The following is a 17,593-nucleotide window of genomic DNA, read 5'->3' as shown; positions in this document are numbered from 1 at the left end:
TATCCGCGCCGGAAGTGGCGGCAGTGCTCATGCACATTGGCGTGGGTAAACGCAAAGCTCTTGCAGGCCAGCAATCGGTTCCGTTCTCTGGAAGATTGCCGGGCAACGTTTGCATGATACTTTTTAACAGATGTTTTTATAGGGTTATTCGAGTTCAGGTTCCCAAGGGGTATCTTCCTCATAAGGCGCAGCCTCCTTTTCATTGTCAGTGGACTTGTCGGCAGCCCGTACCGTCAGCAGAAGGGCATCTTCCCCGACATCGCTGCTGTGGGACTTTTGGGCTCGTTTTCTTTTGCATCGTTCCACGGCTTTGTCATAGTCGTAGCCGATACCAGCTTGCAGCTTGTCCGCAATTTTACGTAGCTTTTCTGCATGGTACTCATAGGTAGCACGATGGAATCCAGTCAGCTCCCACTGATCGCACACCGATTCCAGAAGCCGGACATAATCCCGCAGTGCGTTGACTGTTTTGTAGATATCGCCATAGCAGGTAGTAAAGGTATGGACGCCATCAAGATCCCGAAAGCAAAAAATCAGTTCTTCCCCCAAAAACTGTTCCAGTTGGACTGATTGTGCGATCATTGGCCGAAAAGCTTCCTGGGGCAGTTCGGGCAGTCTGTTCTCATCCATTGCTATCCTCCTCATGTTCCGGTATTGGCGGCTGTGGGCCTAAGCCTGCCGCAAACATCTGCACAGCGGTACGGTAACCAGAGGCGTATGCCTGCTCCAATACAGCAGAATTGCGGCATTGTACCGCAGTCTGATACTGTTCAAAAGCGATGGATGCCTCGTTGGAGAGCAGCGGGAGCAGAGCTTTTTCTTTCTGTTGTACTGCCTGATTAAAAGGTGTGAGGCGTTTATCAAGCTTGAACACATCTGCTTCATATTCGCCATAATAGAGCGAAGTGAGAAAGCGTGGGTCTGCCGGAAAGGATATAGCAGATGGTGCAGGGCGGGAAAGCGCCGCCGCAATATCTTTGAGTGTGTTGATCAGTGCAGGGAGCTGAACATTAAAAAATCTTTGCCCCATTGCTGTTTCGTGTAAATTCATAAAATGAGGCCCCCTTTCTAAAAGCCATTTGCCTTTTACTGTTCCCTGGCAATCCGGTGCAGGTCTGCTAACAGGTGCCGGTTATTCTGCTCATACTGAGGTTGAAAAGGCTGGTCTAAATCAAAATTGTAATAGCGGTAGTAGATCACCTTGAATACAATGCCCTGCCGCATGTCAGGGTCAATGGCGCGCATCAGTTTGCCCAGTTCGGTGGCGATCTCATATTCCCGCTTTACATATTCTTTGTCTTCCCTCTTAAAATTCTGATACAACCAGTCCTTGACGGATACCCGGCTGCCGGTAAAGTGGCTCCGGTGCCGGTCCAGACACAGGCAGTATTCAAAATCACGGCCACGCTCCCCTGGACCTACGGTAAGAGGATAGATACGGCAGGTACGGGTACGGGCAGGGTAGACGGAACAGCGCCCATCCATAAGGAAGATACAGGGGCCGTTTGGGGCTTTTGTCTTGAGCATATAGATAGGGAAGCCTTCTTCGGTCAGTGGTTCCGGTTCGCAGTAGCGGAACAGGAAATCCTCTATTCCTTCAATGGGCTCACCTTTTGTTCGGAGATAGCGAGCCAGGCGGTAGGCGTCCAGACTCTCCACCATTACACAGCCTTCGATATTGCGGCAGCACGCCCCGCATTGACGGCAGGAAAAGGTAAACTGGTCTTTGGGGCGGACTGGTTGAATTTCATTCATGATTTCTTCGTTCATTTTGTTCCTCCATAAAAAGAGCCGTGACGGAATGGTATCCGCCACGGCCAGAACTTGTGGAATAGTCAGCGGGAGCCGGCTGTTCCAATCCATTTACAGTCCCTTCACGCACATGCGGCCAATCTCACAGGGAGCGGACTGACAGCCGCCAGCGGAAAAGGGGACATGGACAGATGGTAGTGGGAGTTCTGCGTTTCAAAACGGACGCAATCCTCCGACTCCTCCAGAATCGCCACCACACGCGAAGTGTGGTAGATGTTTCCTCCGGCGTGCAGAAGCGCACCCCGCCCAACAGACAGTGGACGTAGCAGAGAACCATTCAAAACGATCTGTTTCTTTTCTTTCTTCATTCGGTTTGACCTCCAATCTTTTTGAAAATGTGGATGTAAGGGTATTTCGTATCTGTAATGGGTTTACCCATAGCAAATGTCCAACAGCACATCATGGACTTCGGCCAGAAGCTCTTTAATGCGCCGCATAGGAACCTTCTGGGTGCGGGCAATCTCACGGATACCATAGCCGCCCTGTTTCAGATGCACAATATCCATTTGCTGCTTGGATACTCTGCCGGCCAGTTCGTGGAGCAGAAGATCCATTTCCAACTGCTGCATGATTGGGTCATGGGCAGGAATGGTATCTTCTAAAGGTGCACCATCAGGATATAATCCGACATGAATACTGAGAACCTCCATATTGCGCTTGCGGCGCTCCTGGGTACGGAAGTAATCGAATAAGCAGAATTTCATTCTCCGATTAGCGATGGTGGAAAAAGTGAACTGTTGTGCGGTGAGATCAGAAAAGTAATCCCGAACGGCTTTCAGATAGCCGAAAATGACTACATCGTAAAATTCATCTTCTGGCAACCGGTTTTCGTTCAGAAACTTATAGACCAGGCTATGATGGGCGGTGGCAAATGCCTGTTGTTCTTTGGTTAATGGTACTTCACATAACATTGTATTTTCCTCCTTAAATAAAAAAAGAGGGATACCTCCGGTGTGTTCAACCGAAGGCATCCCTTTGTTCATGTGTCATGTGGCGCAGGTCACATCAAGATACTTATGCGGGCAGCTGCTCGCAGTCACCATTGATCTGGCTGACAGTATAGTGACCGTCTGCCGGCTCGTTGGTCATGGCGCCAGGCTCGATTACATAATCGCAGCCGGTGTCGCGCTGCTCCTCAGTGATTTCGGTACGCTGTTGGAGCAGGAGTTTGATCTGCTCCTTAAAACTGTTGGCGTAAGCCCGGATCTGAGCCAGTTCCTCGCCCTGGAAATCCTGCAGCAGTTTGAAGGTAGCAACACTGTAGTCATTGGTGCCGTTGTTCTCACGCTTGAGACCAATCTGCACGATGCTTCCGCAGGTGGCGCGGCAGCGGAACATAAAAGCTCGATTCAAAAAGTCTTTGAAAGGTTTGATGCTGGTGGGGGGCAGATTTATCTGCAGAGGCATGTACTCTCCACTGCGGAGCAGGTAGAGTATACGCATATTTTTGCAGGCTTTTCCCTTGCTGCCATCAGGTGCAGAACCAAAGCGGTTCATTGCGCAGGTGGCGCAGGCACCGCCGGGTGTACCGATGCCGATCTTGCCATCCGCAGAAGAACAAAGCGGCGTGGTATCGTCATCGTACTCGCTGCCGGCCGGCCAGTAGGCGCAGGTGGCGTGGCTATGCAGAATGACGCCTACCAGAGTCTTTTCATAGTCAGGATTGTCCGGATCATCGGACGGCATCTCGAACTGGAGTGTGCCGCCGGCGGGAATCTTGACACGCGGAAAGCTCATCTGCAGACCATCGGCGTCCTCGGCCAGTTCCTCGGCGCTGAAATCGCTTTCGATCATAGTGGGGAGCATGAATTTTTCCTGTTTCATCAAATCGCTGTTCTGATTATACATAGTGGTTCCTCCTTAAAAATGTGATGGTTGCAGATGGTCAGGCGGCCATCTGATTGATACGGTTCCACTGCTGCCGGGGCATGGACAGGATATTGTATCCGATCCCCTCCAGGGCAGTGGCGCGGTCATAGCTGTCCACATCCTGACTAAAGCGTGTTACGGCATTGGATAGCCCATAGAGGGTCAGATCCTTGCCTTCAATCAGACGCTGCAGAACGCCGGTGCTTTCTTCCTCGGTGATATTGAAATCCTTGCTTGCCAGACGGACAACACTGGGAATATCAGTGGTATTCATCTGGACGGTTGTGGCTTCACGCATCATGCCGACTACCCGTGTAAACCGTGTTTCATCCACGGCGGCCATCACGGTATCCTTGATCTTCATGGCAAATGCGTGGTCATCAGCGGCCAATGTCTCCTGTGAGAACAGTTGGAAGTTTTCGTCTGCCTCATTGACCCGTCCGATGTGAGTACGGCGAGTCTGGGCATCGTTGACAACCATGCCGTTACTGCATACCAGCCGATAGACCAAAGGCTGGATGTTGACGGAACCCAGTCCAACCTCACTATTGCTGATGATAACGCCGGACTGCACGATGTCACCGGGTACAACTTCGGCTTCAAGCCGCTTGTTGACTACCTTGATGTACATACGGCTGTCCGTGATCTGGCAGCTTTCAAAATAGGCGTCCTCCATTTGCTGAATGACAGGAAGGACGATTTCTGCAATGTCCAGGTTGTCAATGCGGCGATAGCGGTTGCTCAAAAACGCCCGTACAGTGCCATCCAGGGTGCGGACCATACGCTGGGTCGGTTCCCGCTGGAACCAGGAATTCACATTCTCCGCCAGCAGTTCCGGATAATCGGAAAGCATACGGTCATAGTAAGCAGCCGGAATCTTCAGATGTGTGCCGATCTGCCGATGGGCGATCTGGTTGATCTCCAGTGGCTCCACCAGTGGGTCATCGTGGTCATCAAAGGTGTGGAGATAAAGTTGAGAACCAAAAGGTTCTACTTGAAGCCGACGGGTATCAAGCAAATAGTCTTGCTTGAGTTTGGATTGGCGTTCAATCTGCTGTGCCATTTCCACGATGGTAAGTCCTGATTTCATTCGTCAAGTTCACTCCTTTCTCTGTGTTCCTTGGCAGCAGAAGCATTACCAGGACACCTGAATGCCCTGGGCAGTGACTTCAGCGGCCAGACCATTGCTTTCCAGAACCTCTGCCAGACGGGGCCAGTAGACCTTCTGGGGAAAGTTGTTCAGATGCTCCTGAGAAACAGCATCTTCGCCCTGCTCAATGCAGATATCACCGTCTTCCCGAAGCGTCAGTTTACTGTGCCCACGGGAATTAAGGTCGGAGATCAGTGCTTCCAGTACAGAGCGTCCTTGCGTTTCATACCAGATACGGGGATCAACAGGCTGCCTGTTCGGAGGTGTTGCATCATCCTCGTTAGTTTCTCCGCCGACCTTGGACAGCGGAACGATTTTGACCATATCGCATTTGATATTGGCGTTCTGATCCAGTGTCACATCGGCGTGATCAAACTCGTCAATGCCAAACACACGGATTCGGCCGGTACCGCCATTGCGGATCAGCTGCTCCGGCTGCTTTTCACACCACTCGAAGGTGGCTTGCGGATAAGCGGAGCGCAGATATGCCAGAATACGATGGTTGGTGTGGCGCACCAGAAGGTCATCGGAGTTGGTGCCGCCCAAGTCAGGAATCTCAAAACTTCGTGTTTGGATGCCTTCTGCATGGAGCTGTCTGGTGCGCTGTTGACGCTGGCGACGCCGTTGGGCCTGCTGCATATAGGGGAGAAGCAGGATCAAAACTACCCACAGTCCCCAGAGAGTGAAAACGCCCAGCAGCAGCCAGATCTGCCAGGGCCTGCGCACGAGAGCCATAATTGCGATGACCGCACCAATCAGGATCGTGATGCTGCCACTCAAAAGTCCTCTGTCATTATTCATGTTTGATACCATCCTTTTTTCTGAATTTGTTGGAAAACAAAAAAAGAGGGACCGCACCAAGCTTTCAGTTTCATTCTGAAAAACTTGATACGGTCCCTCTTAGGAGCCGAAGTAAACTACTCCGGCAGGGATTCACGGTCACCGTCCAATACCTCCGCGGGAGGCAGTGCGGGTTCCGCCGTAATGTCCGGGTCATTCTCTTGTCTGTTCGCCGCGGCGGGCTGTTTGGGGAGAAAACCGAAGTCATTTAGACTGACCTTCAGTTTCTTTTCCAATTTGCCGTCCTTCATGCGAACATCTACCAGCCGCTGTGAGCCGGCAAGCCAGATCATACTGCCTTTTTTGACCTTGAATTGCATGAGCCGGGTGACATCTGCATCCCAGGCCCACACCTGATAGAACTGCGTCCAGTTTTTGGTGCGTTCCATCAGATCAAAGCATACATAGCTTTGTTTGGACTGGCTTTCTTTGGGTACGAGGTCGTTCATGACGCGCCCGAACACAAAAATCTGTGCCATAACACTCCTTTCTGCCATTGGCATTATTATCTATATAAAAAAGTGCCAGCAGTTTTTCGACCCTAAAAGGGCGCAAAAAATCACTGACACTTGCATACAAACTTAACAGCGTGTGCAATGCAGGCTTTTGGCCTACGGTACAGATCAAAAAGACCTGTATTCCCAAATGGGATACGCACAAAAATCAATTACAGATACAGTATAGCACTGCATCTTGTGCCTGTCAAGATGTAAAACACTATATATAGATTTATAGCCAGCGACAAGTACGATATGTAGTAGTTGAAAAGGTTTTACTCTGTAAGATGGTTCATAACGCGGTAGTAGTCATCCAATAGGTAGAACTGAGTCTTTGTTGGGGATGCCGTTTGATAGTCAAAGGTCAGGCCGTATAGGCTTCCGGTGCCATCTACTCCCAGAGGACCAAACCAGCAGGACATTGTATGGCCGTTGAAATACCATAGCTGCAGGTCATCATATTCCGATTCGGTAACGAGTCCTTTGCGTGCCAGCCGAAGGGCGTCATCTTCACTGATCAAAGGATGGGACAGAAAATGGTGGTAGAGATCATCGGACATACCAAGTGCCTGCTGGTAGGTAAGCGGGTTGGGATTGTCCAGCCACCAGCGGGTCAGCGCTTCAAAGTCATGGACGACTGGGCGGGGCGTAAGGCTGCGGAATTGCTTTAGAAAAGCGATTACTGTTTCTGGAGCAGCTGGAGCTGGTATAGGTATTTCCTGTACACAGTCATTGAGAAAGGCAAACGCGATTTTTTCACCGGTTTTGTCCGCCAGCATCAGTCCGAAGCGCGACAAAGGAGCGAGCAGGAAATGCTCCAGCGCAAAGTTTTCTTCCAGAAAGCGATAGACTTTATATTGTTCGATGGTATGGGGCTTATACATAGGAAACCCTCCTTTCCTTGATCTACCCAATAAATAGGGACAGAAGGAATGTATTCTGCAAAATATAAGGAAATCAGGCGTTGGTCATTGTGATTTGCAAAATGCCCTTTAAGAAAGCGAGGTGGCTCAAAACCACCTCGCATTTTTAGGATTCAGAGGACGGATCGGGATGTTACTCCGGCTCGCTGATTGCTTCATAGCCCAAAAAGCTGTTCGTTGAAAGGGCTGCGTCCAGATAGTCATTTCCCACGGCAGGCCGCGCCCCTTTCTGAAAGTAAAATCGGTAGGGTGCGCCTATTTTAAGCCGGGCCGATTTACTGAGAAGCAGTGTGATCTCTATACCATGGCTGTCTATCAGATGTACTTTGCGGTAGTGGCGGAGCATAGGTGTACTGATACCGGCGCAGATGCCTTCCACTACCTCGTAGTTCTTATGTGCTGCAGTCGCCCAGATCCATCGACAGGATATAAGACAGGCGCAGAGTACGACAATCCCCAATGCCAGCAGGATATGATCTTTAGTCGCCACGCAGATGATGACGCTGATTCCCGCACTGGCGATTCCGGCCAGCAGAGTGAGCAGAAACTTTCGCTGCAATACGGTGGGAAAAAGAGTCCATTGTTTCATCATGCTCATACCCTCTCAAAGATAATCTGCTGCCGCAGATAAAGATTGGCAACGGCTAATGTCACTGGCTTGCTGCTCTGGCTGATTTTGACCATGCTGGCAATGTTGTCACTGGTGGTCGTTTCATCTCCGTAGAGGGAATCCAAAAGCGCACATTCATTGGGGAGGCGGGAAATATTTTTATCTATGCACTTGATGATCTCTGCAGTGGAGAGCAGGGCTTGGCCGGCAAGGCGCATGACCAGAACTTCGTATTTGGTGCGTTTATCTTTCTGGAACAGTTTCCGCGCAGCGGATACCGGAACATGTGCCAGCAGCGTCAGCTTGACAAAAGAGGCGAGCCGGAGGAAGAACGGTCCGCTGGTTGGGATAATGCTGAGCGAACCAAGCAGGTCATACAGAGCATCGTATTCTGTTTCACCGCTGCCGGATACCAGAAGACCGCGGGTAAGCAGTCGGTTTGTACAGTCTTCCCAAGAACGCTCGGTACAGTAACCGGATGCGGTGGCTAGCTTTTCGTATTCTTGTGCGATGTCATCCCAGCGCAGGATTCTCCAGTTGAGCATGCTCCAAATCACCATTTCCTGCATATCGGCCATGTACTCCTGACCGCCTAACAGGATGATTGGACAACTGCGGTTGCAGCCGTTTGTCCTTCGTTCAAACCGGCCGACCGCAGTGTATAGGGTTTTGATTGCCATATTTCGATACCTCCTTTTTATACATATCCCTTACTGTTATTGATGCTGATTTTCAACAGATCAAAGCAGGCAGGTTAAAAAGTCAGGGTCATTGCGAAGTTTTTCCAGGGAGCGGGAGATCCAGGCGCCCACATGGGAAGGAGGGACTTGATAGAGGGCGGCGATGTCTGTAATGCGCATTCCCTGAACCTTCAGCGCCAGTGCTTCGATGCCAAGTCTGGCAACGCCCTGATAGTTCTGTTTGCTGGCTTCCAGCAGATCAAGGGTCTCCAGACGAGAAAGGTGGGAGTCAAAATGGTCATCCGGCTGGTCTACCTGCTCTCCATCTGCGGCCAGCTCGCCCTGTTCTCCGATGATCAGCCGACTGATGTGCCGCCCCTGACTACAGATTTTTCGGCAGTAGGAGAGGAGTCCATTTTTCACAACCTTTTTGGCGTAGGTTGAAAACTGCGCCTGTCCGGCATTGTAGGTAAAAGCGGCCTTGCAGAGCCACAGGCATCCTTCCTGAAACAGATCTCCGTACTCCAGACCACAGATGCCGGGATTTACATGGATGTTGTTGACAATGACCCAGTGAACGATGGATAGGTTTTTTTCTACCAGTGTCTGCTGGTCTTTGGTAAGCTTAAAGTTTTGCTTCATCAGGCTTCACCTCCGTTCAGGCAGCACGCCCGGATGTGTACGCCGGAGCCTGCTGACAGAGGGAAATGACTTGCTCACACATATATTCGGAAAACTGGCCGATGTGGGTCTGGTGTGCATCAAGCCCCAGTTTGGCTTGCAGCCAGATATAGACCTCCCATTTTTCCATATGGCAGTCCTGCTGCAGTTTTTTTAGGGCACGATGGGCCAGAATGCGTTTGTGGCGCAGATCGCCATTCGCCAGTGTCCCCATGGGGAGCAATGTGCGCTCATGAGCACTGACATAGGCATTGCAGGCCGGCCATCTGTCGCAGACATACAGGAATTTTCCTCTGGTCTGTGGAGTAGATCCATACACAAGGCTTGCAGGCCGAAGAGAAGCGTGAGCATGACAATAAGGACATTTGATTTGCTTTTGTTTCAATAAAATCACCTCCATTACGCGCCGATGACGGCGGCATTGCGTCTTAACAGGCAGAATCATCCGAAGTAGGTATCCCGGTCTGGGCATAGCTGTAAAAACGGACATACATGGTCCGAAGAGGTATGCCATTCCAGAAACTTGGTATAAGCAGTCCGGAACGAGCGGCACTCCAGAATTGCAGAGCATTCTTCGGGGTCCACTGCTTCTCCACTCAGCTTCCGCACTGTCTGGACGGACAGAAAGATCGGCTGACAGCCTGCGTCTGCTGCCATCAGGAACCCCTCACAGGATGCCTGCCGGATCATTGGACAAAGTGAACCGCTGCAGCGGATGAACAGGGCGTTGCGCCAGTTACCCCGGACTGCCTGCAGAAAGGAATAGAACTGACACGGTTTTTGATTCATGCTTTCACCTCCATTAGTCGTTATCTGCAAATAAAAAAGGGGCCAGCTGCAGAAGTTCTGCAAACTGGCCCCTGATTTGGTGCTTAGGAGAACAGACTTTCAATCTCTTCAGTGATGCGGGGGATGACCGTATCGTTGAAGATGAGGGTCAGAGCCGCCAGGAGCAGCGCACCCAAAACTACGGCGATAATGATCTTGACGGCATCCGAAATGTAAAAATCGCCGCGCTGATTGGACAATGCCATACGGCCGCGGTTGAGCAGATAGTTGGCTTTGGTATAGATACGGGTCGTGAATTTTCTCATGGTTAACCTCCTGTTATGTGTTTGATTTGTGGTTGGGTAGGTATATCAAGTCCACCGTCTGTTAAGCGCGGCGGATAGGCTTGATCAGATTGTTTTTGTTGGAACGGGGCCGGTTCGGATATGCTTTAGGCCGCTGGAACAGCAAGCAACGAAATCGGCGTTTTTTGGTGCCGGTATCATTCGGCGGATAAAATTTCTTTTTGGGCATAGGCATTCTCCTGTAAAAAATGAAGCCGGGCTGATGAAACAGACCGGCTCAGTTAGGACCAATGGAAATAATGTGCCTGTCGCTATGGAAAATCGCTTGGGTACAAACGCTCACCTCCCTGTGTATTTGTCTTCCATATGAGGAGCAGGTATGAAAACGCCCGGAAGTACCGGGTCGGATACCAATTAGCCAAAGAACGCCCCGAGCGAACTCATAACCTCGGTACAGAGCACCACCAGATAGATAATCATAATGCAAATCAGCATCATCATAGAGTAACGCTGAATCTTTTTGGGACGTTTGGCAGCTTCCTTCTTCAGATTGTTCTGCTCGATCTGGCGCATATCGAAAGTAATCATTTTGAAGTACATCCGCTGATCATCGCCGCGCAGGACACCAATCAGGCCACGGATCACATCGGACAGCATGGGGCTGCCAATGCGGGTTTCAAATCGAATGAGGGCATTTTCATAGTTGCCGGTCTTCATATCAGCAATGGTCTGATCCAGCTCGGCGCCGAAGTCTTTCCCAGCCACACGGCGGTAGGAAGTCAGAATTTTAAGTACATCCCTGTCATTTTCAAGGCTCTGGCCGACGGTCAAAGCAAATCGGGGGATCTCTCCCTCGATCAGTTTGCGGCGCTTTTTAACAAAATCAAAGGCTGCATAGTAGGTTGAAAACCACAGCGCTACCGCAAGGCCAATCAAAATAGGTACCAGCAGCGGAATAAGAAATGCCATGGGGATGGCACACAGGCCAACTGCCCCTGCAGTTACCCAGGCTCTGGCTGTATAGACCTCCGGGGTAAGCTGCAGACCTGCAATGTCCAGAGCGCGTTGCACCTTATTGCGCTTGAGCCGGTCCAGCCGCAAATAAGGGGCGATCCAACCGGCGATTTTTGTCACATAGACATCAAGCAGCTTTTCATTTTTGGTGCCCTGCTGTTTGCGGGAGAGCATCATCATTTGTGAGGTCTTCTTGGTCGGGATGTCCACAAAGGCACAGGTCAGGTTGTAGACAGCAAAACCGAAGAAGATGATGGCGATGAGCGCCAGAAAGGTCATACGCTATCACCTCCATATTCGATGGGCTTGCTCAGTTTCATAATCTGGGTCAGCGCAAACAGGATGATGGCTGCACAGATTGCCAGTGCAATTTTGCCCGGTGTGGTGAAGATAAGGGTGTGGAACCAATCCTCATTCAAGAAATAGAGCATCGGCACATTGGCGATAACCAGAAATATCATGGTGATGGCTTCACGCCGCGGTCCTTGCATCATTGCCTCCAGTTCCGACTGCACCACACGCACATCGGAGAATTTCTGGTTGATGGTAGGCAGGGTATTCTTCATACTGCGGTCGGACTGGCATTGGATGAGGGTACCGCACCATTCATGGAAGACCCGGTTGGGAATCTTCATCTTCAGGCTGTTGATAGCACTGGTGATGTTGGCATTGATCAATTCCGCTTCATAAACGAAGGCTTCAAAGTTGGCTTTTACCGGCTCATTGATATAGGGCAGGTTTTCCTTGACAGAACGGATCAGATCCTCGGTGCGCAGGTAGGAAGTCGTGATGATGGAAATAGCGGTTTCCAGTTCTTCATTCAGATGCTTTTTATAGCTGGCGGCAGTGCTGCGCAGATACCAGATCGGTATAAGGGAAAAACCGATACCCAGAATGGGCACCATGTACACATTCCCAATCAAAAGAGCCAGCACAGCCCCCACAGCGAACAGAATCAGGGACAGTCGTTTTATTGCCTCATAGCGGTCCGCCCGTCCGGTACCCTTCAAGATCTGTTTCAGTTCGTAATCCTGATTAAAAAAACCCTTGGCTGGTGTGCCCAGAAGAACATTCAGTTCATCAGACAAGGTGGCGGATTTTCGCTGGGAGCGGAAGAGGGCGTCAATAAAATCACCCGGCTTCACACCAAACAGAGCCAAAAGCCCAGCACTGAGCAGGATAAAACAGATAAGATAGATCCATTGCAATTAACCCACCTCCTTTGGCGGCTGCATGAATTCTTCCAATTCCTTGTTGGAAATGCCATTGTCCAACAGCCTTTTCTTCAAGGAATCGGAGATCAAGCCGATTTTTTTATGGTGCCCCACCACACGGGTTTCACCACGGTCATCAGTTACATTGTCCTCCACTTCATATTTGTATAGGGAATGGGCGATCAACCGCCCGTCCTGGTAGTCCTCGCCCTCGATGATTTCCATGATCTTACGGGAACGGTCCTCCAGCTGCTTGGTAAAGACGATGATGGGATACGCCTCTACCATGATCTGCATGAGGATGGAGTCATCCATGTTGTACTTGCGTTTGGCAAGGGTCATCATCCTGCGGTAAGTACTGTTGCAGGAATTGGAGTGGATGGTGGTACATACGGTATGGCCGGTGCGGGAACTTTCGGCTGCGGACAGGCTTTCTGCCGCTGACCGCATTTCACCTACACCGATGACATCCGGATGCTTACGCAGCACCCGCTCCAGAAGAAAATCCTGATTGATGTTCAGCGCAGGGTTCTCGCTGGGGCGGGTCAGCAGATGTACCACGGAATTGAGGATATTGCCCTGTGCATCCCGCTTGACCAGATCAAATTCGCGGCTGCCTTCTTCAATGGTAATAAGGCGCCGGTTATTGGGCACATTGGACAGCAGCCAGGCCATGATCGTGGTCTTGCCGGAGCCGGTGGAGCCGGCAATGCAGACGGACACCCCATATCGTATACAGGCAGTCAGAAAGTGAAGCATTTCAGCGGTGGCACTGCCGGAGTTCAGCAGTTTTTCTTCACTGACGGTCTGCTGGTTGACAATACGGATGGAGGCATTGACGCCTACATCTGCATCCACAATGGGAGTTTTGTCCACTGAAATACGGATGTTTTTGTCCAGAAATCCCACAATGCTGGGCATAGTATCATCAATGACCATGCCGCAGGCGTTGAGCATTCGGCGGATCACATCGATGGCGTGCTGGGGCGAACTGAATTTATCAGAGATCTTGATACTGCGCCCACTGGATTCGATCACTTCAATGTCGTTGTAGGCGTTGATGTTGACCTCCTCAACACCAGGCTTATAGATCCATTTCTTCAAAAAGGAGTAGCCGGCCATGTCTTCATAGAGCTTGGAACACAGTTCTTTTGTAGAGAGCCCGTCAAGGGCATATTTGCGTTTGACAATGTAGTGTTCCATCAGTTCTTTCAGCAGGCTTGTGGCACGCTCTGCATTGCCTTCCCCAGCTTCAGCAATGGTGGAGGCATGGTTTTCGGCAAAATACCGCTGTACATCCTCCAGTACCTGGTCATAGGTCAGCTCCTGATTGGCGGCCGGTGTGAAGAATATATCATTCAAATTACTCATCGGCATCCTCCTCACATTCATACGCTGCATCATCCTCTGACTGTTCGGCCAGTTCCATTTGCTCCAGAATTTCCAGTACCTTGTTCAGTGAAGCAGTGTATTTGGGGTTACAGTAGGTGATAGCCTTGAACATACCGCCTTCGGTAGCACAGCGGTCGATCTCCTTACTGTAGGGAAGCAGGCCGTCAAACCCGCCAATGATATAGCCCATTTCATCCAAGGCGTGGAAGGGACGGGCCAGACCGGCGAATGTCATATGCTCAGAAAACCGGAAGCGCTCGTCCACAAGCAGAGGTTGATGGGCTTTCAGGTAGTTGATGCCCTTTAGGTCCGGGGTGAGGATACGGATGACCACATCGCCGGCTTCAATGGCGGCGGGAGTGAACACATTGGTCATGCTGGTGCTGCAGTCCAGAATGACGAAATCTACCAGTTTGGCGGCAGCATGAATGAGCTGCAGTACCATGGTATATTTGACCTCTGGGTAGCTCAGCGGGTTTTCTCCTGCCGCATAGCCCATCATCCCAATGAAGGGATAGTTTTTCAGCACTGTCACATGACTGGCGACCAGAGATGTATCAATCTCCACACTGCTCAAAACCTGGCCGATAGAGGTATTGGTCTGGATGATCTGCTCCGGTAGCCAGACCGGCAGCATAGGGACATTCATATCGGCATTGATAATGATGGCTTTCCGCTTGTCCCGGGTCAGGGCTTTGGCCAGAATACAGCAGAACATGGATTTGCCGCTGCCGGGGCTTCCCCAGACGGTGATAACTTTACCCATAACGAAGATCCTCCTTCCTTGATTTGATTATTCTGCCGAGGGTGCAGTTTCATTAGTGGATTGTGCAGACTCTGCAGTTTCCGTTTCCTGGGGTTCACTTTCAACATCAGAATTTTCCGCATCTGCAGCTTCTTCCTCAATCAAAGTTTCGGGGAAGTAGATTTCCTGCAGAGTCTTATCCTGCTCGGCAAGCAGCTCATCTGCCAGTTTGTCATTGTTGCGGGAGATAAGAGCCACATGAGCTACGCCGTCATTTTCAAGACCGGTAATGATCTTCGCCTGTTCAGGGCTTGCCAGCACAGTGATGGTGGCTGACTGCTGCTTTTCTTCATCCTCCGTGGGCTCCTTGGCATTATCCACATTGATGCCGTCTGAGTCTGTGACGGACAATACTTTGACAAAACGCAGTTCCGGTACTTCGGCCGCCGTATCAAGAAAGTGGTAAATACGGATGATGTCACCGGGCTGAAGCTTGTCAGAGAGGCCGGAAGCAAGTGTTTTAACGGTCAGCGAGATAGCGACCTTACCGGAAGGGATGCTGTTGAGCGCCACATCGGACGAAACCGGTACAGAGCTGATCTTGCTGGTAAGGATATAGTCACCCACAGCCAAGTCGGCGGTAGCGTAAAGACCATTTACATCAGAGAGCTGATGGGCGATGTTGGAGGGGAGGTTATAGCCGCCTACCTCAACCACCTCGGCATTTTCTGACGAGATTTGTTCGCCTTTCAATACCGGCTGGGTAATGCGGACGATTTCCTCCTTTCCATTGGTCTGACGGGCGATGGTTGGAAGTGCCACAAAGGCGATAACCGCCGCCAGCAGCAGAGAAAGGATACCGAAGATGAATCGGTTATTGAGTTTCATAAGCGTTGTCTCCTATCTTAAAAATAGTTGGGCCAAGGTCGCTGTACAGCAGCCGCAGGCGAGAAATGGCAGGAACGGGATAGCAAGGGGCTGCCCGGTTCGGTAAAGCCGCCTGAGAAGAAAGATCACAGGCATTGCGGTAACAGCTGCAGTCAGAAAGACCAGCGCCATGCCGGAAGGACCGTAGACCAGCCCTAATATCCCGCAGAACTTGATATCCCCGCCGCCCAGACCAGTGCCGTTTGTTGCCAGTGCAGCTGCCAATGGAATACAAAAGCCGAGCAGGGCACCTACCAGAGCATGGGTAGCGACCGGCCAGAGAAAGAGCGGCGGAAGTCCATGATTTAACAGGAAATACCCTTGAAGGACCGGCGCCAGGGCAGCTAAGGGGATAAAAAAGACGAGTGCCCGGTCAGGCACCCGTCTGTAAAGCACATCGTAGACAGCAAAGCCGGCCACCACAAAAAATATGGTAAGCAGGTAAGCTGTCCAGAGGTTATTCTCGATTGGTATACCAGTCATCATAAAGGCTCCCTTGGATCGAAACATAGTCATTTAGGTTGATGGATAACATACCGTCAGGAGTCCAGGTATCCCACACCTGTGTATAGATGGTGTAGTCGGTGGCATCGGGGAACCACAGCGGTGTGAAATGCACTGTCCGGTCATAGGTGGAAAACTCGTTGGGCTTAAAGATGAATTTTGCACTTTGGCCGCCGGAACGCTGCAGAAGCCGCAGATAGGTCTGATACTGGAACTCAGGAAATACGGAAAAGGCAGTTTGGGGATAAGTAATGTGGCTGGTCGGGGCATCTGTTGACAGCGTTGCCCGCACTTCGGTTTTAACGCCGTACCCGCTTTTCATCGTCTTGCCGGATGCTGTGGGTACAATATCATCTGGCATTAGAGACATCTCGCCGCTGATGGAAGCGGAGTAGCCCGTATATTCGTATTCCCAATATCCTTCATCGACCCAGTGACCGCCATCTTCACCGTGGTCGCACCATACCCATACAGGCACCCAGTAGCAGCTCCAGACGCCCCAGTTGGCAGTGAGCTTCTGCGTTTCATTGGGCAGGGGCGGCACAGAGTAGCCGGGATTCGTGTCGGTTGCCACAGGGTCAGGCGGAATGTGTTCATTCAGGTCCACGATCTTTGCGACAAAGGTATCCTGGGCGGTATAGGCGCCGCTGACAGATACTGTAATGGTTATGGTCTGGGGTGTGGAGGGAGTATGCCATTTGACCCAGACTACCTGACTGTCACCGGCGGGGATCACTATATCATTGACCCGGTAGGTGGTGCCGAGGATATGGAAGGTAACCGATGCCGGATTATCCGGCGTCAGATCTTGGTCCGTCCGTAGTGTGACGGCGGTGATCACATCCGTGTCCACTCGGTATTCGACATCAGGGGCCTCAATTTCTCCTTCCGGCGGAGCTTCATCAAACCAGACGATACCAACGCCAAGGGTGCTGATGATGTCGGAATTGTTCTGCTTTCCAGTGGTGTTGCCTGTCCAGACGGAGATGCCAAGGTCGCTGAATTCCAGGAACATTGACAGCGGCAGATTTTTATGGGTAAGCGAGGTCATGGTTTTCCGCAGATTGCCGCCGGACATCTGATCATACAGGCCGGCCTCAGTAGCTGTCATGCAGTAATACTGACCGTTGTGAGTGAAGTAGGCAATGGGTTCAATCAGAAGCTTGTACTCGCCGGCAATCATCCGTTCATAATCGACGCCGGCTGCCTGAGCGACCATCATGCACGCATATTCAGAACAGAAATACCGTTTGATGGCTTCGATGTTGCTCTGCCCCTTGCTGCTGACGATGGTGGGCATAGACTGTGTAGGTCTAATGCAGGAATAGGCAACGCCGGACTGAAGGGAGAGGCCGGTGCCGCCCAGATATTGCAGCTTGTTGACTTTACCAAAATGGAGAAGACTGGTTTTCTGCGTCCGGTTTGAAAAGTCCAGCGGCGAAGATACGGCAGTTCCACTGGATGCGTCAACAACAGTAATGCGAACGCCATCGTTGCCTGAGTTCCAGAAGTTGCTGCTTGTGCCCTGACCCATGCTGCCACCGCCGCCATCTATGTTTCCATTTCCGCCCGATGCAAAGGCAGAGGAGGGGAATAGACAGAAAACAAGGGTAAAGCAGCATAGGAAGGCGAGAAGTCGTTTCAAATACATCACGCTCCATT

Annotated in this window: 24 protein-coding genes; all 24 read right to left on the bottom strand. The window is 51.1% G+C overall.

Annotated elements, in window-relative coordinates:
* Positions 1-144: 144 nt before the first annotated feature.
* The 24 genes from OCV63_RS05030 to OCV63_RS04915 all read right to left on the bottom strand — a co-directional run bounded on the left by OCV63_RS05030 (position 145) and on the right by OCV63_RS04915 (position 17,582).
* Positions 145-630, bottom strand: a complete 486-nt coding sequence (locus tag OCV63_RS05030) for a hypothetical protein (protein WP_118638062.1) — start codon at positions 628-630, stop codon at positions 145-147.
* The gene (locus tag OCV63_RS05025; RefSeq protein WP_003502005.1) at positions 623-1,051 is read right to left on the bottom strand and encodes a DUF6809 family protein; all 429 of its coding nucleotides are present in this window, start codon (positions 1,049-1,051) and stop codon (positions 623-625) included. Before OCV63_RS05025 ends, OCV63_RS05030 begins: the two co-directional genes overlap by 8 nt.
* 35 nt (positions 1,052-1,086) lie before the next feature.
* Positions 1,087-1,770 carry a YkgJ family cysteine cluster protein gene (locus OCV63_RS05020; protein ID WP_003502007.1) on the bottom strand — a complete coding sequence of 228 codons (684 nt, stop codon included), beginning with the start codon at positions 1,768-1,770 and terminating at the stop codon, positions 1,087-1,089.
* 104 nt (positions 1,771-1,874) lie between these two features.
* A complete protein-coding gene (locus tag OCV63_RS05015) occupies positions 1,875-2,120 on the bottom strand; it encodes a hypothetical protein (protein WP_003502009.1) in 246 nt (81 codons plus the stop codon).
* 63 nt (positions 2,121-2,183) lie between these two features.
* A complete protein-coding gene (locus OCV63_RS05010; RefSeq protein WP_003502011.1) occupies positions 2,184-2,723 on the bottom strand; it encodes a hypothetical protein in 540 nt (179 codons plus the stop codon).
* A 103-nt stretch (positions 2,724-2,826) separates the two neighbouring features.
* Positions 2,827-3,660: a hypothetical protein gene (locus OCV63_RS05005; protein ID WP_003499649.1), complete on the bottom strand. Its 834-nt coding sequence runs from the start codon at positions 3,658-3,660 to the stop codon at positions 2,827-2,829.
* Between the two features lie 37 nt (positions 3,661-3,697).
* Positions 3,698-4,771 (bottom strand): DUF932 domain-containing protein, encoded by a 1,074-nt coding sequence (locus OCV63_RS05000; RefSeq protein WP_003499648.1) that lies wholly within the window; start codon positions 4,769-4,771, stop codon positions 3,698-3,700.
* A 45-nt stretch (positions 4,772-4,816) separates the two neighbouring features.
* On the bottom strand, positions 4,817-5,632 hold the full coding sequence (locus tag OCV63_RS04995; RefSeq protein WP_003499647.1) for a hypothetical protein: 816 nt from the start codon (positions 5,630-5,632) through the stop codon (positions 4,817-4,819).
* Between the two features lie 116 nt (positions 5,633-5,748).
* Positions 5,749-6,150 carry a single-stranded DNA-binding protein gene (locus tag OCV63_RS04990; protein ID WP_003499646.1) on the bottom strand — a complete coding sequence of 134 codons (402 nt, stop codon included), beginning with the start codon at positions 6,148-6,150 and terminating at the stop codon, positions 5,749-5,751.
* Positions 6,151-6,443: 293 nt separating this feature from the next.
* A complete protein-coding gene (locus OCV63_RS04985; RefSeq protein ID WP_158362481.1) occupies positions 6,444-7,052 on the bottom strand; it encodes a hypothetical protein in 609 nt (202 codons plus the stop codon).
* A 172-nt stretch (positions 7,053-7,224) separates the two neighbouring features.
* Positions 7,225-7,683, bottom strand: a complete 459-nt coding sequence (locus tag OCV63_RS04980) for a hypothetical protein (protein WP_308459193.1) — start codon at positions 7,681-7,683, stop codon at positions 7,225-7,227.
* 2 nt (positions 7,684-7,685) lie between these two features.
* On the bottom strand, positions 7,686-8,381 hold the full coding sequence (locus tag OCV63_RS04975) for a hypothetical protein (protein ID WP_003499643.1): 696 nt from the start codon (positions 8,379-8,381) through the stop codon (positions 7,686-7,688).
* Positions 8,382-8,441: 60 nt separating this feature from the next.
* Positions 8,442-9,023 (bottom strand): sigma-70 family RNA polymerase sigma factor, encoded by a 582-nt coding sequence (locus OCV63_RS04970; RefSeq protein ID WP_050624190.1) that lies wholly within the window; start codon positions 9,021-9,023, stop codon positions 8,442-8,444.
* A gap of 16 nt (positions 9,024-9,039) precedes the next feature.
* Positions 9,040-9,447, bottom strand: coding sequence for a zinc-finger-containing protein (locus OCV63_RS04965; RefSeq protein ID WP_243139228.1), 408 nt, complete (start codon positions 9,445-9,447; stop codon positions 9,040-9,042).
* A gap of 56 nt (positions 9,448-9,503) precedes the next feature.
* On the bottom strand, positions 9,504-9,851 hold the full coding sequence (locus OCV63_RS04960) for a hypothetical protein (RefSeq protein WP_003499640.1): 348 nt from the start codon (positions 9,849-9,851) through the stop codon (positions 9,504-9,506).
* An 83-nt stretch (positions 9,852-9,934) separates the two neighbouring features.
* Positions 9,935-10,156, bottom strand: a complete 222-nt coding sequence (locus OCV63_RS04955; protein ID WP_003499639.1) for a DUF6133 family protein — start codon at positions 10,154-10,156, stop codon at positions 9,935-9,937.
* Between the two features lie 61 nt (positions 10,157-10,217).
* The gene (locus tag OCV63_RS04950; RefSeq protein ID WP_006873413.1) at positions 10,218-10,364 is read right to left on the bottom strand and encodes a hypothetical protein; all 147 of its coding nucleotides are present in this window, start codon (positions 10,362-10,364) and stop codon (positions 10,218-10,220) included.
* Between the two features lie 185 nt (positions 10,365-10,549).
* A complete protein-coding gene (locus OCV63_RS04945; protein WP_050624192.1) occupies positions 10,550-11,428 on the bottom strand; it encodes a hypothetical protein in 879 nt (292 codons plus the stop codon).
* Entirely contained in the window at positions 11,425-12,357 is a 933-nt protein-coding gene (locus OCV63_RS04940) for a type II secretion system F family protein (protein ID WP_003499637.1), read from the bottom strand. Before OCV63_RS04940 ends, OCV63_RS04945 begins: the two co-directional genes overlap by 4 nt.
* Positions 12,358-13,734 (bottom strand): CpaF/VirB11 family protein, encoded by a 1,377-nt coding sequence (locus OCV63_RS04935; protein ID WP_003499636.1) that lies wholly within the window; start codon positions 13,732-13,734, stop codon positions 12,358-12,360.
* On the bottom strand, positions 13,727-14,521 hold the full coding sequence (locus tag OCV63_RS04930; protein ID WP_003499635.1) for a CpaE/TadZ family protein: 795 nt from the start codon (positions 14,519-14,521) through the stop codon (positions 13,727-13,729). The genes OCV63_RS04935 and OCV63_RS04930 overlap by 8 nt, the downstream gene beginning before the upstream one ends.
* A gap of 27 nt (positions 14,522-14,548) precedes the next feature.
* A complete protein-coding gene (gene cpaB, locus OCV63_RS04925) occupies positions 14,549-15,388 on the bottom strand; it encodes a Flp pilus assembly protein CpaB (protein ID WP_003499634.1) in 840 nt (279 codons plus the stop codon).
* A gap of 12 nt (positions 15,389-15,400) precedes the next feature.
* Positions 15,401-15,910, bottom strand: a complete 510-nt coding sequence (locus OCV63_RS04920; RefSeq protein ID WP_227589410.1) for a prepilin peptidase — start codon at positions 15,908-15,910, stop codon at positions 15,401-15,403.
* On the bottom strand, positions 15,885-17,582 hold the full coding sequence (locus tag OCV63_RS04915) for a DUF8193 domain-containing protein (protein WP_044911223.1): 1,698 nt from the start codon (positions 17,580-17,582) through the stop codon (positions 15,885-15,887). The genes OCV63_RS04920 and OCV63_RS04915 overlap by 26 nt, the downstream gene beginning before the upstream one ends.
* Between the last annotated feature and the right edge of the window lie 11 nt (positions 17,583-17,593).

The sequence above is a fragment of the Laedolimicola ammoniilytica genome, assembly GCF_025567165.1.
In the GTDB taxonomy this organism is placed as follows: domain Bacteria; phylum Bacillota; class Clostridia; order Lachnospirales; family Lachnospiraceae; genus Laedolimicola; species Laedolimicola ammoniilytica.
Note: the sequence above shows the minus strand (reverse complement) of the source record. Positions and strands in the feature narration are given on the sequence as shown.

What these genes read in the sequence shown, in the direction of transcription:
- OCV63_RS05030 (WP_118638062.1), bottom strand. Translation starts at nt 630, where the DNA reads ATGGATGAGAACAGACTGCCCGAACTGCCCCAGGAAGCTTTTCGGCCA.
- OCV63_RS05025 (WP_003502005.1), bottom strand. Translation starts at nt 1,051, where the DNA reads ATGAATTTACACGAAACAGCAATGGGGCAAAGATTTTTTAATGTTCAG.
- OCV63_RS05020 (WP_003502007.1), bottom strand. Translation starts at nt 1,770, where the DNA reads ATGAACGAAGAAATCATGAATGAAATTCAACCAGTCCGCCCCAAAGAC.
- OCV63_RS05015 (WP_003502009.1), bottom strand. Translation starts at nt 2,120, where the DNA reads ATGAAGAAAGAAAAGAAACAGATCGTTTTGAATGGTTCTCTGCTACGT.
- OCV63_RS05010 (WP_003502011.1), bottom strand. Translation starts at nt 2,723, where the DNA reads ATGTTATGTGAAGTACCATTAACCAAAGAACAACAGGCATTTGCCACC.
- OCV63_RS05005 (WP_003499649.1), bottom strand. Translation starts at nt 3,660, where the DNA reads ATGTATAATCAGAACAGCGATTTGATGAAACAGGAAAAATTCATGCTC.
- OCV63_RS05000 (WP_003499648.1), bottom strand. Translation starts at nt 4,771, where the DNA reads ATGAAATCAGGACTTACCATCGTGGAAATGGCACAGCAGATTGAACGC.
- OCV63_RS04995 (WP_003499647.1), bottom strand. Translation starts at nt 5,632, where the DNA reads ATGAATAATGACAGAGGACTTTTGAGTGGCAGCATCACGATCCTGATT.
- OCV63_RS04990 (WP_003499646.1), bottom strand. Translation starts at nt 6,150, where the DNA reads ATGGCACAGATTTTTGTGTTCGGGCGCGTCATGAACGACCTCGTACCC.
- OCV63_RS04985 (WP_158362481.1), bottom strand. Translation starts at nt 7,052, where the DNA reads ATGTATAAGCCCCATACCATCGAACAATATAAAGTCTATCGCTTTCTG.
- OCV63_RS04980 (WP_308459193.1), bottom strand. Translation starts at nt 7,683, where the DNA reads ATGATGAAACAATGGACTCTTTTTCCCACCGTATTGCAGCGAAAGTTT.
- OCV63_RS04975 (WP_003499643.1), bottom strand. Translation starts at nt 8,381, where the DNA reads ATGGCAATCAAAACCCTATACACTGCGGTCGGCCGGTTTGAACGAAGG.
- OCV63_RS04970 (WP_050624190.1), bottom strand. Translation starts at nt 9,023, where the DNA reads ATGAAGCAAAACTTTAAGCTTACCAAAGACCAGCAGACACTGGTAGAA.
- OCV63_RS04960 (WP_003499640.1), bottom strand. Translation starts at nt 9,851, where the DNA reads ATGAATCAAAAACCGTGTCAGTTCTATTCCTTTCTGCAGGCAGTCCGG.
- OCV63_RS04955 (WP_003499639.1), bottom strand. Translation starts at nt 10,156, where the DNA reads ATGAGAAAATTCACGACCCGTATCTATACCAAAGCCAACTATCTGCTC.
- OCV63_RS04950 (WP_006873413.1), bottom strand. Translation starts at nt 10,364, where the DNA reads ATGCCCAAAAAGAAATTTTATCCGCCGAATGATACCGGCACCAAAAAA.
- OCV63_RS04945 (WP_050624192.1), bottom strand. Translation starts at nt 11,428, where the DNA reads ATGACCTTTCTGGCGCTCATCGCCATCATCTTCTTCGGTTTTGCTGTC.
- OCV63_RS04935 (WP_003499636.1), bottom strand. Translation starts at nt 13,734, where the DNA reads ATGAGTAATTTGAATGATATATTCTTCACACCGGCCGCCAATCAGGAG.
- OCV63_RS04930 (WP_003499635.1), bottom strand. Translation starts at nt 14,521, where the DNA reads ATGGGTAAAGTTATCACCGTCTGGGGAAGCCCCGGCAGCGGCAAATCC.
- cpaB (WP_003499634.1), bottom strand. Translation starts at nt 15,388, where the DNA reads ATGAAACTCAATAACCGATTCATCTTCGGTATCCTTTCTCTGCTGCTG.
- OCV63_RS04920 (WP_227589410.1), bottom strand. Translation starts at nt 15,910, where the DNA reads ATGACTGGTATACCAATCGAGAATAACCTCTGGACAGCTTACCTGCTT.
- OCV63_RS04915 (WP_044911223.1), bottom strand. Translation starts at nt 17,582, where the DNA reads ATGTATTTGAAACGACTTCTCGCCTTCCTATGCTGCTTTACCCTTGTT.